14 protein-coding genes and 1 pseudogene are annotated in these 17,264 nt (G+C 62.3%); 9 read left to right on the top strand and 6 right to left on the bottom strand.

Features of this window, described 5'->3' with window-relative positions; genetic code table 11:
- Positions 1-60 precede the first annotated feature (60 nt).
- Complete coding sequence (locus tag ACYG97_RS26755) at positions 61-615, top strand: TetR/AcrR family transcriptional regulator (RefSeq protein ID WP_023732510.1); 555 nt, start codon at positions 61-63, stop codon at positions 613-615.
- A 4-nt stretch (positions 616-619) separates the two neighbouring features.
- On the opposite strand, the gene ACYG97_RS26750 is transcribed toward ACYG97_RS26755, so the two are convergent.
- From ACYG97_RS26750 to ACYG97_RS26735, 4 genes are all read right to left on the bottom strand, one after another.
- Positions 620-1,429 (bottom strand): MBL fold metallo-hydrolase, encoded by an 810-nt coding sequence (locus ACYG97_RS26750; protein ID WP_023732511.1) that lies wholly within the window; start codon positions 1,427-1,429, stop codon positions 620-622.
- A 1-nt stretch (position 1,430) separates the two neighbouring features.
- Complete coding sequence (locus ACYG97_RS26745; protein WP_023732512.1) at positions 1,431-2,276, bottom strand: aldo/keto reductase; 846 nt, start codon at positions 2,274-2,276, stop codon at positions 1,431-1,433.
- 92 nt (positions 2,277-2,368) lie between these two features.
- Positions 2,369-2,752 carry a CopM family metallochaperone gene (gene copM / locus ACYG97_RS26740; protein WP_023732513.1) on the bottom strand — a complete coding sequence of 128 codons (384 nt, stop codon included), beginning with the start codon at positions 2,750-2,752 and terminating at the stop codon, positions 2,369-2,371.
- 43 nt (positions 2,753-2,795) lie between these two features.
- Positions 2,796-5,303: a heavy metal translocating P-type ATPase gene (locus ACYG97_RS26735; protein WP_023732514.1), complete on the bottom strand. Its 2,508-nt coding sequence runs from the start codon at positions 5,301-5,303 to the stop codon at positions 2,796-2,798.
- A gap of 176 nt (positions 5,304-5,479) precedes the next feature.
- Between ACYG97_RS26735 and ACYG97_RS26730 the strand changes: the two genes are divergently transcribed.
- The 6 genes from ACYG97_RS26730 to ACYG97_RS26705 all read left to right on the top strand — a co-directional run bounded on the left by ACYG97_RS26730 (position 5,480) and on the right by ACYG97_RS26705 (position 13,420).
- Complete coding sequence (locus tag ACYG97_RS26730) at positions 5,480-6,322, top strand: glycosyltransferase family 25 protein (protein ID WP_023690024.1); 843 nt, start codon at positions 5,480-5,482, stop codon at positions 6,320-6,322.
- 33 nt (positions 6,323-6,355) lie between these two features.
- Positions 6,356-9,151, top strand: coding sequence for a [protein-PII] uridylyltransferase (locus ACYG97_RS26725; protein WP_023732515.1), 2,796 nt, complete (start codon positions 6,356-6,358; stop codon positions 9,149-9,151).
- A gap of 58 nt (positions 9,152-9,209) precedes the next feature.
- On the top strand, positions 9,210-10,817 hold the full coding sequence (murJ, locus tag ACYG97_RS26720; protein WP_023732516.1) for a murein biosynthesis integral membrane protein MurJ: 1,608 nt from the start codon (positions 9,210-9,212) through the stop codon (positions 10,815-10,817).
- Positions 10,818-10,989: 172 nt separating this feature from the next.
- Positions 10,990-12,057, top strand: a complete 1,068-nt coding sequence (trpS, locus tag ACYG97_RS26715) for a tryptophan--tRNA ligase (protein WP_023732517.1) — start codon at positions 10,990-10,992, stop codon at positions 12,055-12,057.
- A gap of 100 nt (positions 12,058-12,157) precedes the next feature.
- Positions 12,158-12,649, top strand: a complete 492-nt coding sequence (locus ACYG97_RS26710) for a universal stress protein (RefSeq protein WP_023672856.1) — start codon at positions 12,158-12,160, stop codon at positions 12,647-12,649.
- 201 nt (positions 12,650-12,850) lie between these two features.
- Positions 12,851-13,420 (top strand): NifU family protein, encoded by a 570-nt coding sequence (locus ACYG97_RS26705; protein WP_023685140.1) that lies wholly within the window; start codon positions 12,851-12,853, stop codon positions 13,418-13,420.
- 181 nt (positions 13,421-13,601) lie between these two features.
- Here the strand turns inward: ACYG97_RS26705 and ACYG97_RS26700 are convergent, their stop codons facing one another.
- Positions 13,602-14,219: a L,D-transpeptidase gene (locus ACYG97_RS26700; RefSeq protein WP_023692663.1), complete on the bottom strand. Its 618-nt coding sequence runs from the start codon at positions 14,217-14,219 to the stop codon at positions 13,602-13,604.
- Positions 14,220-14,457: 238 nt separating this feature from the next.
- Between ACYG97_RS26700 and cueR the strand changes: the two genes are divergently transcribed.
- Positions 14,458-14,877, top strand: coding sequence for a Cu(I)-responsive transcriptional regulator (cueR, locus tag ACYG97_RS26695; RefSeq protein ID WP_023690019.1), 420 nt, complete (start codon positions 14,458-14,460; stop codon positions 14,875-14,877).
- Positions 14,878-15,562: 685 nt separating this feature from the next.
- Positions 15,563-16,515 (top strand): annotated as a pseudogene (locus tag ACYG97_RS26690) (IS1595 family transposase).
- Between the two features lie 97 nt (positions 16,516-16,612).
- Here the strand turns inward: ACYG97_RS26690 and ACYG97_RS26685 are convergent.
- Complete coding sequence (locus ACYG97_RS26685) at positions 16,613-17,233, bottom strand: winged helix-turn-helix domain-containing protein (protein ID WP_084023673.1); 621 nt, start codon at positions 17,231-17,233, stop codon at positions 16,613-16,615.
- Positions 17,234-17,264: the final 31 nt, after the last annotated feature.

Below are 17,264 nucleotides of genomic sequence, written 5' to 3'. Positions count from 1 at the left end.
ATCCCTAGAGCTGTGTCGCGGTTTTCGGCAAAGATCATGCTCAAGCGGAAAAACTAGCGCATGCGCAGGATCGCGCCCGATCGCGCCGATTTGCTCTCCATCATCGGCGAGGTTTTCCGCGAACACGGCTATGAAGGGGCGAGCCTGGCGCGGATCGGTGCGGCGACCGGCCTAGGCAAAGGCAGCCTTTACCACTTCTTCCCGGGCGGCAAGGAAGAGATGGCGGCGGCTGTCATTGCCCATATAGATGGCTGGTTCGAGGAGAATGTCTTCGTGCCGTTGCTGGACAGGGCCGACCCTCGCACGGGCATCGACCGGATGTTCGAAGCGACCGAGAGCTATTTCCGGTCGGGCCGCCAGGTGTGCCTGATCGGCGCCTTCGCGCTGGACGAATCCCGCGACCTCTTCGCCAAGGCCATCAAAAGCTATTTCGGCCGCTGGGTGGCGCATCTTGCCGAAGCGCTGACCCGAAGCGGGCACAGCGCTGCCAGGGCGGACGAACTCGCCGAAGAAACAGTCGGCGCCATCCAGGGCGCGCTCACGCTGGCGCGCGCCTTCGACGACACCGCAGTGTTTTCGCGCGCGTTGCGACGGGCGCGGGCGGCGCTCGGCTAGAGTGCTACAAGGGCTCGAAGCGGAAAGCCGTCTCGGTTCGAAAAACCCGGCCGACGCCGGGCGAATCAAGATGCGCGCCGGCGACGTAGCAGTCGGTGTTGGCCGCAAGCGCCAGCATTTGCAACCGGCTTTCCCTCGCCTGCTGCTGGTCTGCGTCGAATTCCCACGTGATCTCGGGTCGATCGAATTGAAGCGACGGCACATGTACGATGTCGCCCCAGATCAACAGTGTTTCGCCTGCGCTCACAAAGCGAAAGCAAGTGTGGCCGGCTTCATGGCCAGCGGAGCCGATCGTATCGATGTCAGCGCTGACGCGCTGTCCAGCATCGAGAGGCTGGGCGCGATCGTGGAAGCGTTCCAGCCTCGCCACGTCGCGAAACATGCCGAGCTCAGCGCGCGGGACAAGCAGCCGAGAGAGCTGCGGGAAGCCGTCGCCACCATCGGCAAGGATGAGCCCGTGTATATGGTCGAGATGGGTGTGGGTGAAAGCAACAGTCCGAATCCGCTCGGTGGCGATCTTCGCCTCGCGCAGCGCCTCGGGCAGGTGCCCCATTGTCGGGTGCCAGGCGTTCGAAGCCCCTGTGTCGATCAGCGTGATGTCGTCGCCGTCATCGATGGCGAAGGCGTTGACCGACAGCCTGAGCGCACCGTCGACGAGCGGTACATGCGAGGGCAGGTTGTCACCGAATGTCAGGTCTCCGGGCTGGCGCAGCCGCCTGATTGGCATGTCGACGTAACCGTCGCGCAGCGACGTGACCGTCATGGCTCCGACTCTATACGCCGTATGATGATACCCGGTCGAAACCCGTTCCAATCTAGATCATCTCCAGCCCGCGCTTGCGCGCCGGCGGTGGAAAGGCGCGGTCGAGTTCGGCGAGGTCTTCGGCCGTCAGCTCGATGTCGAGCGCGGCAAAATTCTGGCGGACATGCTCCTGGCTACTCGCCTTCGGGATGGCGATGACACCGGGCTGCGCCATCACCCAGGCAAGCGCGATCTGTGCTGCCGTGGCGTTGTGGCGGGCGGCGATGGTTTCCAGCCTGGAATTGCGCGCCAGCGCGCCCTGCTCGACCGGCGAATAGGCCATCAGCGGGATGCCGCGCTGCCGGCTCCACGGTGCGAGATCGAATTCGGGGCCGCGCCGCGACAGATTGTAGAGCACCTGGTTGGTCTGGACATGATCGCCAGACGACAGGCCGGTCAACTCCTCCATCTCGTCGGTGTCGAAATTGCTGACACCCCAGTGGCGTATCTTGCCGGCCTCCTTCAGCGCCTCGAACGCCTCGACGGTTTCAGATAGAGGCACACTGCCCGGCCAGTGCAGGAGATAGAGATCGATGCGGTCGGTGCGCAGGCGCTTCAAGCTGTTTTCGCAGGCCCGCGCCACGCCGGCGCGCGAGGCATTGGACGGCAATACCTTGGAGACAAGAAAGAGTTCGTCGCGGCGCCCGGCAATGGCTTCCGCTACCACCTCCTCGGCGCCGCCGCTGGCATACATTTCAGCGGTGTCGATCAACGTCATGCCGAGGTCCAGCCCGAGCTTCAGGGCATTGACCTCGCCGGCGCGGCGGCGGGAATCCTCGCCCATCTTCCATGTGCCCTGTCCCAGCACCTGGACGGCCTCGCCCGAAGGCAGTGTGGTGGCTCTTATCGTCGATGGCATGTGGGCTCCTGGCGCCGTGTAATCGATGCGAATGGCATCACAAGCACGGAGAGAAATCCAGAATGAATCTCTCCGGCATGGCCGTTGCTGCCTTACTTCGCCGGATGGGCGGCGAGCCAGACCTGCATCTTGGTGATCTCGGCTTCCTGCGCGTCGATGACATCTTCGGCCAGCTTGCGGATTTCGGGATCCTTGCCATTGGCGAGTTCCACCTTGGCCATGTCGATCGCGCCCCGATGATGCGGGATCATGCCGCGCACGAAATCGACATCGGCATTGCCGGAATATTCGATCATCATGTCGGTGTGCATCTTGTCCATCGCCGCCTTGTAGCCGTCGGTCGAAGGACCTTGCGCGCCCATCGCGCCCATGTCGTGTTTCATCTCTTCGGATTGCGCCGGGACGCTTTCGAGGAAAACGGCAAGCAGCATTCCCGCCGCCATCATCAAAAGCACGATTTTCTTAGCCAAGGTCATCCATGATCTCCTGTTGATTGAAATTCGTATCTGGGGGCTTTGCTCAGAGTTTCAACGTCCGCAGCCGCAATGCGTTGGCGATGACCGAAACCGAAGACAGGCTCATGGCCGCCGCCGCCAGCATCGGCGACAAAAGCGTGCCGGTGAGCGGATATAGCACGCCGGCAGCAACCGGCACGCCAAGCACATTGTAGAGGAAGGCGAAAAACAGATTCTGGCGGATGTTGCGGATCGTCCCCTGCGCGAGCGTTCGCGCCCTGACGATGCCGTTGAGATCGCCCTTGACCAGCGTAATGCCGGCGCTCTCGACAGCGACATCGGCGCCGGTGCCCATGGCGATGCCGACATCGGCGCTGGCCAGGGCCGGCGCATCGTTGACGCCGTCGCCGGCCATGGCGATGCCGGCACCTTTCGCACGCAACTCCTCGACAAGGGCTGCCTTTTGTTCCGGCAGCAGGCCGGCGCGCACCTCGTCAATGCCAAGGCTTTTGGCGATGGCGCGCGCCGTGCGCTCGTTGTCGCCGGTCGCCATGATGATCCGCAAGCCTCTGTCGTGCAGCGCCCTGATCGCCTCGGCTGTCGTTGCCTTGACCGGATCGGCGACCGCGACAATGCCGGCCAGTTTTTTGTCCACCGCAACGAACATCGCCGTCTTGCCTTCTGCCTGCAGCGCCTCGGCCCTGGCCGACAGGGAAGCGGTGTCGATGCCAACATCGGCCATCATAGCGGCGTTGCCGAGCGAAACCTTCCTGCCAGACACCGTGCCGGATACGCCCTTGCCGGTGACGGCGTCGAAGCCGCTGGCCTCAACGAGCGTCAGGCCGCGTACGTCGGCGCCGCCGACAATGGCCTCGGCCAGCGGATGCTCCGAGCCTTTTTCCAGGCCGGCGGCGAGCGCCAGCAATTCATTCTCAGACAGGCCTTCGGCAGCGACGACATCGGTCAAGCGAGGCTTGCCTTCGGTCAAGGTGCCGGTCTTGTCGACGATCAACGTGTCGACCGAAGCGAAGCGCTCGAGCGCGGCCGCGTCCTTGATCAGCACGCCCGCGTGCGCCCCGCGCCCGGTGGCGGTCATGATCGACATCGGCGTCGCCAGGCCGAGCGCGCAGGGGCAGGCGATGATCAGCACCGAGACCGCCGAGACGATGGCAAAGATCAAGCTGGGTTCGGGACCGAAGATCGCCCAGGCGGCAAAGGCCGCGAGCGCGACCAGCACGACGGCCGGCACGAAGTAGAAGGAGACGCGATCGGCTAGACCTTGAATCGGCGCGCGCGAACGCTGCGCCTTTGCGACCAGCTCGACGATGCGCGAAAGCGTCGTTTCGGAGCCGACCTTTTCGGCGCGCATGATCAGCGAACCGTTCTTGTTGAGCGTGCCGCCGGTCAAGGCATCGCCTTTCGTTTTTTCGACCGGCAGCGGCTCGCCCGAGATCATCGATTCGTCGATGGAGGAACGGCCTTCCGTTACGATGCCGTCGACCGGCACGGCGTCGCCTGGACGCAGGCGCAGGTGGTCGCCGGTCCTGACCGCATCGAGCGGCACGTCGGTGTCGGAGCCGTCCTCCCCGATCAGCCGTGCCGTCTTCGGCGCCAGGTCGAGCAGCGCACGGATGGCCGAGCCGGTCTTTTCGCGCGCCCGCAATTCGAGCACCTGACCGAGGAATACCAGCGCGACGATGACGGAAGCTGCCTCGAAATAGACCGGGACGGTGCCGCCATGGCCACGGAACTGATGCGGAAAGATGTCCGGAAACAGTGCGGCGACGACGCTGTAGAGGTAGGCCGCACCCACACCCAGCGAAATCAGCGTCCACATGTTGGGGCTGCGGTTGACCAGCGACTCCCAGCCGCGGTGGAAGAAGGGGAAGGCCGCCCACAGCACCACTGGGCTGGCCAGCGCCAATTCCAGCCAGACCATCGTTCGCCCGTCGACAAACGCCTGGAACGTCAGGCCGAGCATCGGCGCCATGGCAACGATCAGCAGCGGCAGGGACAGCACCGCGCTGACCCAGAACCGTCTGGTGAAGTCTACCAGTTCGGGGTTCGGGCCCTCATCGCCAGTGGGAACGCCCATCGGCTCAAGCGCCATGCCGCAGATCGGGCAGGAGCCGGGCTTGTCTCTTATCACTTCGGGGTGCATCGGGCAGGTGTATTGAGTGCCTTTCGGCACTGGCGACGCCGCCGGCCTATCGCCGAGATAGTTTTGCGGCTCGGCCTCGAACTTCGCCCGGCAGCCGGCCGAGCAGAAATAGAAACCCTGGCCTTCGTGGCGGAAAAAATGCCTGGCGGTAGCGCGGTCGACACTCATGCCACAGACGGGGTCGGTGGCGGTCAGGTATTTTTCAGGCCCGGCGACGAATTTCGTACGGCAACCCTCGCTGCAGAAGTGAAAAAGACGGCCGCCATGCTCGGCCGTCGGCTTGCCGGCTGCCGGATCGACGCTCATGCCGCACACCGGATCGCGCACCACGGCTTCGGCGGCCGGCTCAGCAGCCTTTGCCGCACAACAGCTGCCATCGGCCGCGTGGTGGTGATGCTCGGAATGCGCCATCGAAAAGTGCCTTATATCTGTCTGGGTGAGGAGGTAGTGCTTCCAGTAACTGGAAGGTCAAGGGGCGATTTCCACTTTTCGATCGTGGCCGTCATCGCGCACATCGAGGGAAAATCGCTTACGCAACTTCGTTCCCATGCTATGGACGCGCGTCCCACTGCATCGATCCCACCCAAATGAAATGCCTGATTATCAATCTCGATCGGTCCCGCGATCGCCTCGCCCATGTAACGGCGGAGTTCGCCCGCATCGGCATCGCCTTCGAGCGGGTCGCCGCCATCGATGCGCGAGATCGGCCGGATCTGGCCGAAATGCCGCAGGGCAAGAAGCATTTGCGCCTGGCCGACGCCGAGATTGCCTGCCTGCTCAGCCACCAACAGTGTTGGTCGACGATCGCTGCAGGTGAGGATGCTTACGCGGCGATTTTCGAGGACGATGTCGTTTTCCCGGACAAAGCCGGCGCTTTGCTTGCCGATGCGGGCTGGATTCCCGCCGATGCGGACATCGTCAAGTTGGAAACGTTCTTCAACCGGACCGTAATTTCACGCAAGCAAGTTGCCTGCGGCCACGGTTTTTCTGCGAGCAGACTGCACGGGCTCCATATCGGTACGGCGGGATACATCCTGTCCAGACAGGCCGCGCGGGACCTTCTTGCGGCAACGAATGAGATCAGCATTCCCGTCGATCACCTCATCTTCAATCCGCGTTTTGCTACCTCGTCCGACAAGGTCATTTACCAACTCGTCCCAGCATTGTGCCTGCAGGCACAATTCCTCGGCGACAGTCCGGTGAGATTGCCAAGCCTGCTCAAGCAGGAGCGAACAGAGGAATGGGTGGCAAGCGGGATAGGTAAACGGCGCCCCAGGCCAATCACCGCCAAGGTAAGGATCGAGACCAGGCGGTTGACGCGGCAGATCGCCGATCTCTTCCGGCTCCGGCGCGAGATGATCATCCCTTTCTGGTATCGCGGCCGACGCGTCCGTCCGCCCCATACACAGCGCCGTGAAAACGCGCTATAGACGCCGCGCAAAGGCGAGGCCCACCGGCAATCCATGGCAAAAATCTCCCTCAAGCTCGACGCGCTGATCGACAGCGAGGCTTTGCGCCGCGACATGACGGCGCTGATCTCGGCGGCCAGCGGCATCGAGCCCGGCGCGCGCGTCGGTGCGCTCCGGCTGCTGAAGGATCGGCTGACCGAGGGCCGCAAGGTTGCCGAGCGCATGCTGATGGACGATGGCAGCGGCACGGCCTGCGCCGCCCGGCTGTCGCATCTGATGGACGAGATCATCCGCGCCCTCTACGAGTTCGCCGCGACCCACGTCTACCGGGTGAAAAGCCCCTCGACCGCAGAGCGCATGGCGGTCGTTGCCGTCGGCGGCTATGGCCGCGGCACGCTGGCGCCGGGCTCCGACATCGACCTGTTGTTCCTGCTGCCCTACAAGCAGACGCCGTGGGGCGAACAGATCGTCGAATATATGCTCTATATGCTGTGGGACCTCGGGTTGAAGGTTGGCCACGCCACCCGCAACATCGACGAGTGTCTCAGGCTGTCGCGCAGCGATATCACCATCCGCACCACGATCCTGGAAGCGCGGTTCCTGTGGGGCGAACAGAAGCTCTTCGACGAATTGCTCACCCGCTTCGACCATGAAGTGGTGCGCACCACCGGACCGGAATATGTGCAGGCCAAGCTCGCCGAACGCGACGATCGCCATGCCAAGGCCGGCGAAAGCCGCTATCTGGTCGAGCCCAACGTCAAGGACGGCAAGGGCGGCCTGCGCGATTTGCAGACGCTGTTCTGGATCGCCAAGTATTTTTATCGCGTGCGCACCGGCGAGGAATTGGTCGACAAGGCTGTGTTCACCGAGGCCGAATACCGGGAATTCCTCAAGGCCGAGGATTTCCTCTGGGCGGTGCGCTGCCACATGCATTTCCTCACCGGCAAGGCCGAGGAACGGCTGCATTTCGACATCCAGCGCGAGATTGCCGAACGTCTCGGCTACACCACCCATCCCGGTCTGTCGGCGGTCGAGCGCTTCATGAAGCATTACTTCCTCGTCGCCAAGGATGTCGGCGACCTCACCCGCATCTTCTGCGCCGCGCTCGAGGAAGAGCAGGCCAAGCATGTGCCCGGCTTCAACCGCATCTTCCTCACCTTCCAGCGCCGCAAGCGCAAGCTGGCAGGCACGTCGGACTTCATTGTCGACAATCACCGCATCAACGTCGCCGACGACAGCGTGTTCGAGCGCGACCCGGTCAATCTGCTCAGGCTGTTCTGGTTCGCCGACAAGCACGGGCTGGAGTTCCATCCCGATGCGCTGAAGCTGCTCACCCGCTCGCTCGGTCTGGTCAACAAGTCGCTGCGGCGCGACGAGGAGGCCAACCGGCTGTTCCTCGACATCCTGACCTCGGACCGCAATGCCGAGCTTAATTTGCGGCGCATGAACGAGGCCGGCCTGCTCGGCAGGCTGATCCCCGATTTCGGCAGAATAGTCGCCATGATGCAGTTCTCGATGTACCACCACTATACGGTGGACGAGCACCTGATCCGCTGCATCGGCGTCTTGGCCGAGATCGAGCGCGGCGACGGCGAAAAGGTGCATCCGCTCTCGCACACGCTGATGCCGGGGCTAGAGAAGAGCCGCGAGGCGCTCTATGTCGCGGTGCTGCTGCACGACATCGCCAAGGGCCGGCCGGAGGATCACTCAGAGGCCGGCGCCCGGATCGCGCGCCGCATCTGCCCGCATATGGGGCTGTCGGCGGCCGACACCGAGACAGTCGCCTGGCTGGTCGAGAACCATCTCGTGATGTCGATGACGGCGCAGACGCGCGACCTCAACGACCGCAAGACGATCGAGGATTTCGCCTCGATCGTGCAATCGGTCGAGCGGCTGAAAATGCTGTTGATCCTGACCGTCTGCGACATCAGGGGTGTCGGGCCGGGCGTGTGGAACGGCTGGAAGGGCCAGCTCCTGCGCACGCTCTACTACGAGACCGAACTGCTTTTGACCGGCGGCTTCTCGGAAGTGTCGCGCGCCAAGCGGACGGCGGCGGCGCGCGAGCGGCTAGCCGAGGCGCTAGCCGATTGGCCGGACAAGGCCCGCAAGCGCTATGTCGGCCTGCATTACGAGAACTATCTGCTGACGGTCGACCTCCCCGATCAGCTGCGTCATGCCGAATTCATCCGCGAAGCCGACGCGGCAGGCAAGAAGCTCGCCACCGTGGTCAGGACGCACCAATTCGAGGCGGTGACCGAGATCACCGTGCTGGCGCAGGATCATCCGCGCCTGCTTTCGGTTATTGCCGGCGCCTGTGCCGGCGCCGGCGGCAACATCGTCGACGCGCAGATATTCACCACGTCCGACGGCCGCGCGCTGGACATCATCCTGATCTCACGGGAATTCGACCGCGACGAGGATGAGCGCCGTCGCGCCGAGCGCGTCGGCCGGCTGATCGAGGACGTGCTGTCGGGCAAGAGCTGGTTGCCGGAGATGATCGAGAAGCGAACCCGGCCGCGGCGCGGCGCCAAGGTGTTCAAGATTCCGCCGCGCGCCGAAATCCGCAACACGCTGTCGAACCGGTTTTCGGTGATCGAGGTCGAGGGACTGGACCGGCCCGGGCTGTTGTCGGAAATCACCAGTGCGTTGTCCGATCTCTCGCTCGACATCGCCTCGGCTCACATCACCACCTTCGGCGAGAAGGTGATCGACACTTTCTATGTCACCGACCTTACGGGGCAGAAGATCGACAACCCGGCACGCACCGCCACCATCCACGCCAGGCTGATCGCGGCGCTTGAAGGCGTTGTCCCAGAGCGCGGCGGCAAGGCCAAGGCGGCGGCCGAGTGACCATCACTTTGTCCCAATCACCCCCTTTGTCCCAATCATCCAGGCAATCTCCCCGCGCATGAGCCTCGTCAAGAAATTCGCCACGGTTGCGTCCGGCACGCTGATGAGCCGCGCCCTTGGCTTTGGCCGCGAAATGCTGATGGCGGCCGCACTCGGCACCGGGCCGGTGGCGGACGCCTTCAACGCCGCCTTTCAGTTTCCCAACACGTTTCGCCGGCTGTTTGCCGAAGGCGCCTTCAACGCCGCTTTCGTGCCGCTGTTTGCCAAGGAGATCGAGACTCACGGCACCGACGGCGCCAAGCGCTTTTCGGAGGAAGTGTTCGGCGTCCTGTTCACCGCACTTCTGGCGCTGACCATCGTCATGGAATTGGCGATGCCGCTGATCGTGCGCTATCTCGTGGCGCCGGGCTTTGCCGACACGCCGGGCAAATTCGAGACGACCGTCCTGCTGGCGACGATCATGTTCCCGTATCTCATCTGCATGTCGCTCGCAGCCATGATGGCCGGCATGCTGAATTCGCTGCGTCGCTATTTCGCGGCTGCCGTGGCCCCCGCATTCCTCAACATCATCCTGATTAGCGTGCTCGGCTACGCCTGGTACCACGGCATGGATGCCCGTGAGGTTGGTTTCAGCCTGTCCTGGGGCGTGCTGGCGGCGGGGCTGGTACAGCTCGCCATTGTCTGGGTGGCTGTGCGCAATGCCGGCATCGCGATCGGTTTTCGCCGGCCGAAGATGACGCCCAACGTCAAGCGCCTGCTGATCCTTGCGCTGCCGGCGGCGATCACCGGCGGCATCACCCAGATCAACCAGCTGATCGGCACGGCGATCGCGTCGGCGCAGGACAGCGCCGTGTCCTCGCTTGCCTATGCCGACCGCATCTACCAACTGCCGCTCGGCGTCGTCGGCGTTGCCGTCGCCATCGTGCTGCTGCCGGAGCTGTCGCGGGCGCTGAAATCGGGCAATCTGGTCGAGGCGGCCAATCTGCAGAACCGCTCGGTCGAGTTCACCCTGTTCATGACCTTACCGGCGGCGGCGGCACTGTGGGTCATGGCGGAGCCGATCGTGCGGCTGGTTTATGAGCGCGGCGCCTTCGCCGCCACCGGCTCGACGCCGACGGTGGCGGCGATCCTGGCGATCTTTGGCCTCGGCCTGCCGGCCTTCGTGCTGATCAAGGCCTTCACCCCCGGCTATTTCGCCCGCGAGGACACGCGCACGCCGATGATGTTCGCCGCCATCTCGGTCGGCGTGAACGTGATCACCGCGCTAACGCTGTTCCCGAAAATGGGCGCGCCCGGCATTGCGGTGGCCTCGGCCGTTGCCGGCTGGGTCAACGCGGTGATGCTGCTTGCGGTGCTGATCCGACGTGGCCATTGGGGCCGCGACGTGCCGCTGTTGAAGCGCATTCCGCGTCTTGTGCTGTCGGCGGCGGTGATGGCGACAGCACTCTATTTCGCCGAGCATTGGCTGGCCGTCAGGCTCGGCCCCGGCTCGCCACTGGTGATCAAGGCCGTGACGCTTCTCTCATTGGTGGCCGGCGGGGCGCTGCTCTACTTCGTCACGGCTTTCGCCACCGGCGGCGCCGATTTCGGAATGATCCGGCGCAATGTGAAACGCGGCTCGAGCAAGGCAGCGGCGCCAGCGCCAAACGCCGATCTGGACGAATAGTCCGGGCGAGCTAACAGCAACACCGGCCTTGATCCTCTCCGCCCCTTCGTCCATAAGCGCGCCGTCGCAAGACTTTCGCCGCGCGTGGTTTCCAGCCGCGTGATTGGCTCCGAAAAGTCTGCAACTTTTCGGAATCACGCTTATACGGCCCTCCACAAGCCATGAGGAACCCATGACCGCCTTCAAACAGCTCGTCTTTTCCGGGGTACAGCCGACCGGCAATCTGCATCTCGGCAACTATCTCGGCGCCATCAAGAAATTCGTCGCCCTGCAGGAAACGTCCGACTGCATCTATTGCGTCGTCGACCTGCATTCGCTGACGGCACAACTCGTCCATGACGACCTCGCCGACCAGACCCGCTCGATCACCGCCGCCTTCCTTGCCTCCGGCATCGACCCGAAGAAGCACATCGTCTTCAACCAGTCGCGGGTGATGCAGCATGCCGAGCTTGCCTGGATCTTCAACTGCGTGGCGCGCATCGGCTGGATGAACAAGATGACGCAGTTCAAGGACAAGGCCGGCAAGGACCGCGAAAATGCCTCGCTGGGCCTGCTAGCCTATCCCTCACTGATGGCGGCCGACATCCTGCTCTACCGCGCCACCCATGTGCCGGTGGGCGAGGATCAAAAGCAACATCTGGAGCTGACCCGCGACATCGCGCAAAAGTTCAACAATGACTTTTCGAGCCGCATCGCCAGTCTTGGCGCCGGCGTCGAGATGCAGGTTGGCGAAGAGACGGTAAACGGGTTCTTCCCGATCACCGAACCGGTGATCGGCGGGCCGGCGGCGCGCATCATGAGCCTGCGCGACGGCTCCAAGAAGATGTCGAAGTCGGACCCGTCGGATCTGTCCCGCATCAATTTGACCGACGATGCCGACACCATCTCGAAGAAGATCCGCAAGGCCAAGACCGACCCGGAAGCGTTGCCAAGCGAAGTCGACGGCCTGGAAAGCCGCCCGGAAGCGGAAAACCTGGTCGGCATCTATGCAGGGCTGGCCGAGATGTCGAAGGCGGACGTGCTGAAGGAATTCGGCGGTCAGCAGTTTTCCGTGTTCAAGCCGGCGCTCGCCGACCTTGCCGTGGAAAAACTGGCGCCGATCGCCGGCGAGATGCGCCGTATCAAGGGCGACCGCGCCTATGTCGACGCGGTGCTGAGAGACGGCGGCGAACGCGCCGGCGCGCTGGCTGAGACCACCATGAAGACGGTACGCGAGATTATCGGCCTGTTGCAGGGCTGATCCTACCGTCAGTGCACCGCACCATTCTGGCCCAAGGCCGGCGGCTTGCCGCCGGTCTGTCGCGGTGGCAGATTGCGGCCGAAACATCGAGTAGATAGACATGGTCTCCAAACGCCTCAGTCGCGAAGCCGGCCATCGCAGGAAATTCCTGACGATCATCGACGACACGCCCGAGTGCGAGCGCGCCGTCGCCTACGCCTCCAAGCGGGCGCAGAGCACCAGCGGCACGCTGGTGCTGCTCTACATCATCACACCGGACGACTTTCAGCACTGGCTGGGCGTCGAGAAGATCATGCGCGAGGAAGCCAATGCCACGGCACGCGCGGCACTCGACGGCTACGCCAACAAGGTGCGCCAGAAGCTCGGCATCGAGCCCGAGATGGTGGTGCGCGAAGGCAAGCCGACCGAAGAGATCCACAAGCTGATCGAGGAAGACCAGGACATCGCCATCCTGGTGCTGGCGGCAGGTGCCGGCAAGGAAGGACCCGGGCCGCTGGTCGGGGCTGTTGCCGGCAAGGGCGCCGCCTTCCCTATTCCGGTCACAGTGGTGCCGCAGAACCTGTCTGACGAGGAGATCGACAGCCTCGCATAGAGAGTGATGCCGGAAGTGTGAAGCGGTTTCGGATAACATCACGATCCTGGATTTATAGCCCGCGCGGGATTCATTCCCAGCCAGCAAAAACATTCCGCCAGCCAGCCGTTTTGAGCGACGCGTTTCGCTTGAATGTCCAGCCGATTGAGCCTATTTAGAACTATTCCAAACTAGCTGCCCGACTGGGGCACGGAGACGGCCATGTTCATCCAGACCGAATCGACGCCGAACCCGGCAACGCTGAAGTTCCTGCCCGGCAAGGAAGTCCTTGTTGAAGGCACCGCCGATTTCCGCGACGCCGACAGTGCAGCCAGCGCATCGCCGCTGGCCGGCCGGCTGTTCGAGATCCCCGGCGTGACCGGCGTCTTCTTCGGCTATGACTTCATCACCGTGACCAAGGACGGCCCGGACTGGCAGCACCTGAAGCCGGCGATCCTGGGCGCCATCATGGAGCATTTCATGTCGGGCGCGCCCGTGATGGTCAACGCCGGCCCCGCCGCCGAGACCAGCCAGACCGGCGAATTCTACGACAAGGCCGATGAGCAACTGGTCATCACCATCAAGGAACTGCTCGACACCAGGGTGCGCCCGGCGGTTGCCCAGGATGGCGGCGACATCACCTTCCGCGGCTTCGAGAACGGCACCGTGTTCCTGCACATGAAGGGCGCCTGCGCCGGCTGCCCGTCCTCGACGGCGACGCTGAAGCACGGCATCCAGAACCTGCTCCGCCACTTCGTGCCGGAAGTACAGCAGGTCGAGCAGGTCTCCTAAGACCCTTCACGCATTCGAGCGAGCAACAAAAAACCGGGCCAGATTGCCCGGTTTTCTGTTTTGGACGTCCGTTGTTGCCTAGACGGTCCGCGTACGAAGGGTAACGCCTATTTTGACCATGATCTTCCCGAAAACCGGTTCCACTTTTCGCTTTCGTGGACCTCGGTTCCGGATCATGGTCCTACATCACGATGACCTTGGCACCGACCGACGTGCGGTCGTAGAGGTCGATGATGTCCTGGTTCATCAGCCGGATGCAGCCTGACGACATCGCCTTGCCGATCGAATTCCATTCCGGACTGCCGTGCAGGCGGTAGCCCATGTCGCCGCCCTTGTTGAACAGATACATGGCGCGCGCGCCGAGCGGGTTCTTCAAGCCCGGCTCCATGCCGCTCGCGAACTTCGCTAGCTCCGGCTGGCGCTGGATCATCTGCCGCGGCGGCGTCCAGGTCGGCCATTCGCGCTTCAGCGCGATATGGGCGGTGCCGTGCCATTCAAAGCCTTCGCGGCCGACGCCGATGCCGTAGCGGATCGCCCGGCCGTCGCCTTCGACGAAGTAGAGAAACTTGTTCTGGGTATCGACGACAATGGTGCCCGGCTTTTCCGAGGTGTCGTAATTTACCTCTTGCCGGTGGTACTTCAGCGGCACCCTCTCGATCGGGATGCGCGGCAGTTGGTAGCCTGCATCGTTCACCGAACCGTAGTTGTTGGTGAACAGCTGCGAGCCGATCGTGCTGCAACCCGAGATCGCGGCCGACAACGCAAGTGCGGCGACGATTGCAAATGACTTCATGCGCATGAAATGGTCCGATGCCCCGCCAAGATGTCGCGACACGTTACGGCCGCTTTTCCTGAAATCATTCATGCTGGCATTTGCTTTGCTTGCCAAGCGCGCGATGCCTATATGCAGGAGCTTACGTGCCGGTAAGCCGTCAACTATGGCATTTCGGCAACAGGACTCACGGGATTGTGAAGGAAAAACAATGGGCGGCCCTGTCGGATAGCCTAGAATCAGGGAACCACATCGAGGAATCACAATGAATGTAGGCGATGCCGCGGCGCGGTCCGGCCTGCCGGCCAAGACCATCCGCTACTATGAAGAGATCGGCCTGATCGCGCCGGCGCGCGCCGGCAATGGCTACCGCGATTATTCCAGCGACGACATCCATCGGCTGGCCTTCCTGCGCCGCGCCCGCAACCTCGGCTTTTCAATCGAAGATTGCCGCCAGCTGATGGCGCTCTACCGGGATCGCAGCCGCGCCAGCCACGATGTGCGCGAGATCGCCGCCGCCCATGTCAGCGCCATCGAGGAAAAGGTGCGCGAGCTGCAGTCGATGCGCACGACCTTGCAGACGCTGATCCAGGCCTGCCATGGTGACGACCGGCCGGATTGCCCGATTTTGGATGATATTGCGGGGGCTGCGCTGCTCGAGAACAGGCCGGCTTCGGCCATATAGGTAGTATCTCGACTGACTAAAATACGGGAACGTCCAAGGGACAAGAACGGAACCAAAGCGGTTACATCAGACCTTTGCGTTCCCGGCGCAAGACTTTAGTCCGGCCGCCTTATAGCTAAGAACGGAAGTTGATCGGCGGACGCAGGGGCGTTCCGGAGCAATACCAGACCGCGCCGATACAGATATGGTGCGATCGCGGAAGGCGCTCGGATCAAGTCGTAGCCTCAGTTCTGTCAACCGTATAATTGCCGCCATTCCCCTACGGCTGGGTAGCGCTCGTGAGCAGTGGGTCATCTAGCTCTGCCTTTGTCTTCAGGACGGCATCAACGAGGGAACCGAACTCCTCGACGCTGAATGTGTAACTATCCTGGACCGCTCCCATATGGCTGAGGCGAAGCGTACGAATTTCCGGTTTTCGGCTGGGATGCGCTTCACCAGAAACATGAATGAATAGGGACCCGCGATCGCTGAGTACCGGCGCAACTCTTCGGTCGCGGGGAAAAGCCGGTTGATGAATCCCAAAAACCCCATGGTGTCTCCCCTCGTGCCAAGGACCGTGCTTCTTATCATTGCGAGAGAAAATTCGCCTATGGGTTTGTCAACCATACGATCGCCATGGTCACAGGCGATTATCCCGTTGACAAACCTAAAGTGATTACGTGGGGTAAGGGCATAGGAGATTTCCATGTCCGTTCTGTCCCGCCCCGAGTTCCACGACGAAGCCAAGGCTTTCGAGCATGTGGAAGGCATCTTGTGGCCGAATGGTCCGGTTTGCCCCAAGTGCGGCTCTGTTGATCGCCACTACGCATTGAAGGGCGTTCGCACCAAGCCGTCCAAGAAAAACCCCAACGGCGTCGAGCGTCACGGCCTGTACAAGTGCAGCGCTTGCCGTTCGCAGTTTACCGTCCGTATGGGTTCGATCTTTGAGGAAAGCCATATGCCGCTCACCAAGTGGCTTCAGGCTATCCACCTTATGTGTGCCTCTAAGAAGGGCATCAGCGCTCACCAGATGCACCGCATACTCGAATGCAAGTATGAGACCGCTTGGTTCCTGTGCCACCGCATTCGCCTTGCAATGGCATCTGGCGACTTCTCCCCGCTTGGCGGCAACGGCAAGACCGTAGAAGTTGACGAGACCTACATTGGCCGCTTGCTAACGCTCCCGTCAAACGTGGCGGTGGCGCTCACAAGAACACGGTCGTTACGCTGGTAGAGCGTGGTGGCCGCGCCCGTTCCTTCCACGTCGATACGGCCCGCATGGGCAACGTCATGCCAATCGTTCGCGCCAACATCGCTCGCGAGAGCGCATTGATGAGCGACGAAAGCGGCATCTATCGCCGTGCCAGCCAGGATTTCGCCTCGCACGATGTCGTCACGCATTCCAAGGACGAGTACGTGCGCTACGAAGGCGAGAAGACCATCCACACGAACACCGTGGAAGGCTTCTATTCGATTTTCAAGCGCGGCATGAAAGGCGTCTATCAGCATTGCGGCGAACACCATCTGCACCGCTACCTCGCTGAATTCGACTTCCGCTACAGCAACCGCATTGCCATGGGTGTTGATGACGGCACCCGCACTTTCATCGCGTTGAAGGGTGCCGCTGGTAAGCGCCTCACCTATCATAGACCTGCTTGACGAGAAGCGGACGCATTTCCGGAAGGCGGTGCAACTCGAATTGCCCTACTGGCGATATGCGAGGCACACGAAGCCGGGGCGATGAACCCCGGCTTTGCTATGAGAGCAAGTCCAGATATTGGTCGGCTTCGTCTTTTGGCATTGCCCGAAGTTCTTCCTCGGTCATGCCGGCTGCCTTAAGCTTGGCAAGCTGGTCTAAGGAAAGCATGCGGCTATCACCGAGGAATTCCTCGTCCGATAGGAGTGGCCGTGCAACTACCTCACCCTTCTCGACAGGAACGCCCTTCTTGAAACTCCTGTTGGGATACCATTCTTTGAGACCCCAAGTTCCGCGGTCAACCTTCACGAGATCGCCAACATCATTAGCGCGGCGTGTAAGGACCGAACCAATGGTGTTGACGGCATCTTTGGAGTTCATTGCGAGGCCGCCACGCTTGAATGCGGCAGCAATGTCGGGATTGCGCAAAGGTTGACGCTTGGCCGCCAGCAACTTTTTAGCAGCGTCGACAATGGACATTCCCAAGAAGGCCCCCGGCGAATCAATGTCCGAATTTTGCCCCGTGGGGGCGACCGAAGCCGCCGTCAAATAAGAGCCGGATGGGGTTCCGCCACGCATCGCTTCGATGGCGCTAATGGCTTGTTCTATTTGAGCCTTCTTGGCCCGGAGATCATTAAGCACAACCTCGTACGGGTCAGTGGCCATTGATTCCACAGACATTTTTGTTGCTCCCAGAGCTTAGTGGTGCTAT

This window comes from Mesorhizobium sp. W067, from assembly GCF_054719525.1.
This window is presented reverse-complemented; position numbering and strand designations above follow the sequence as displayed.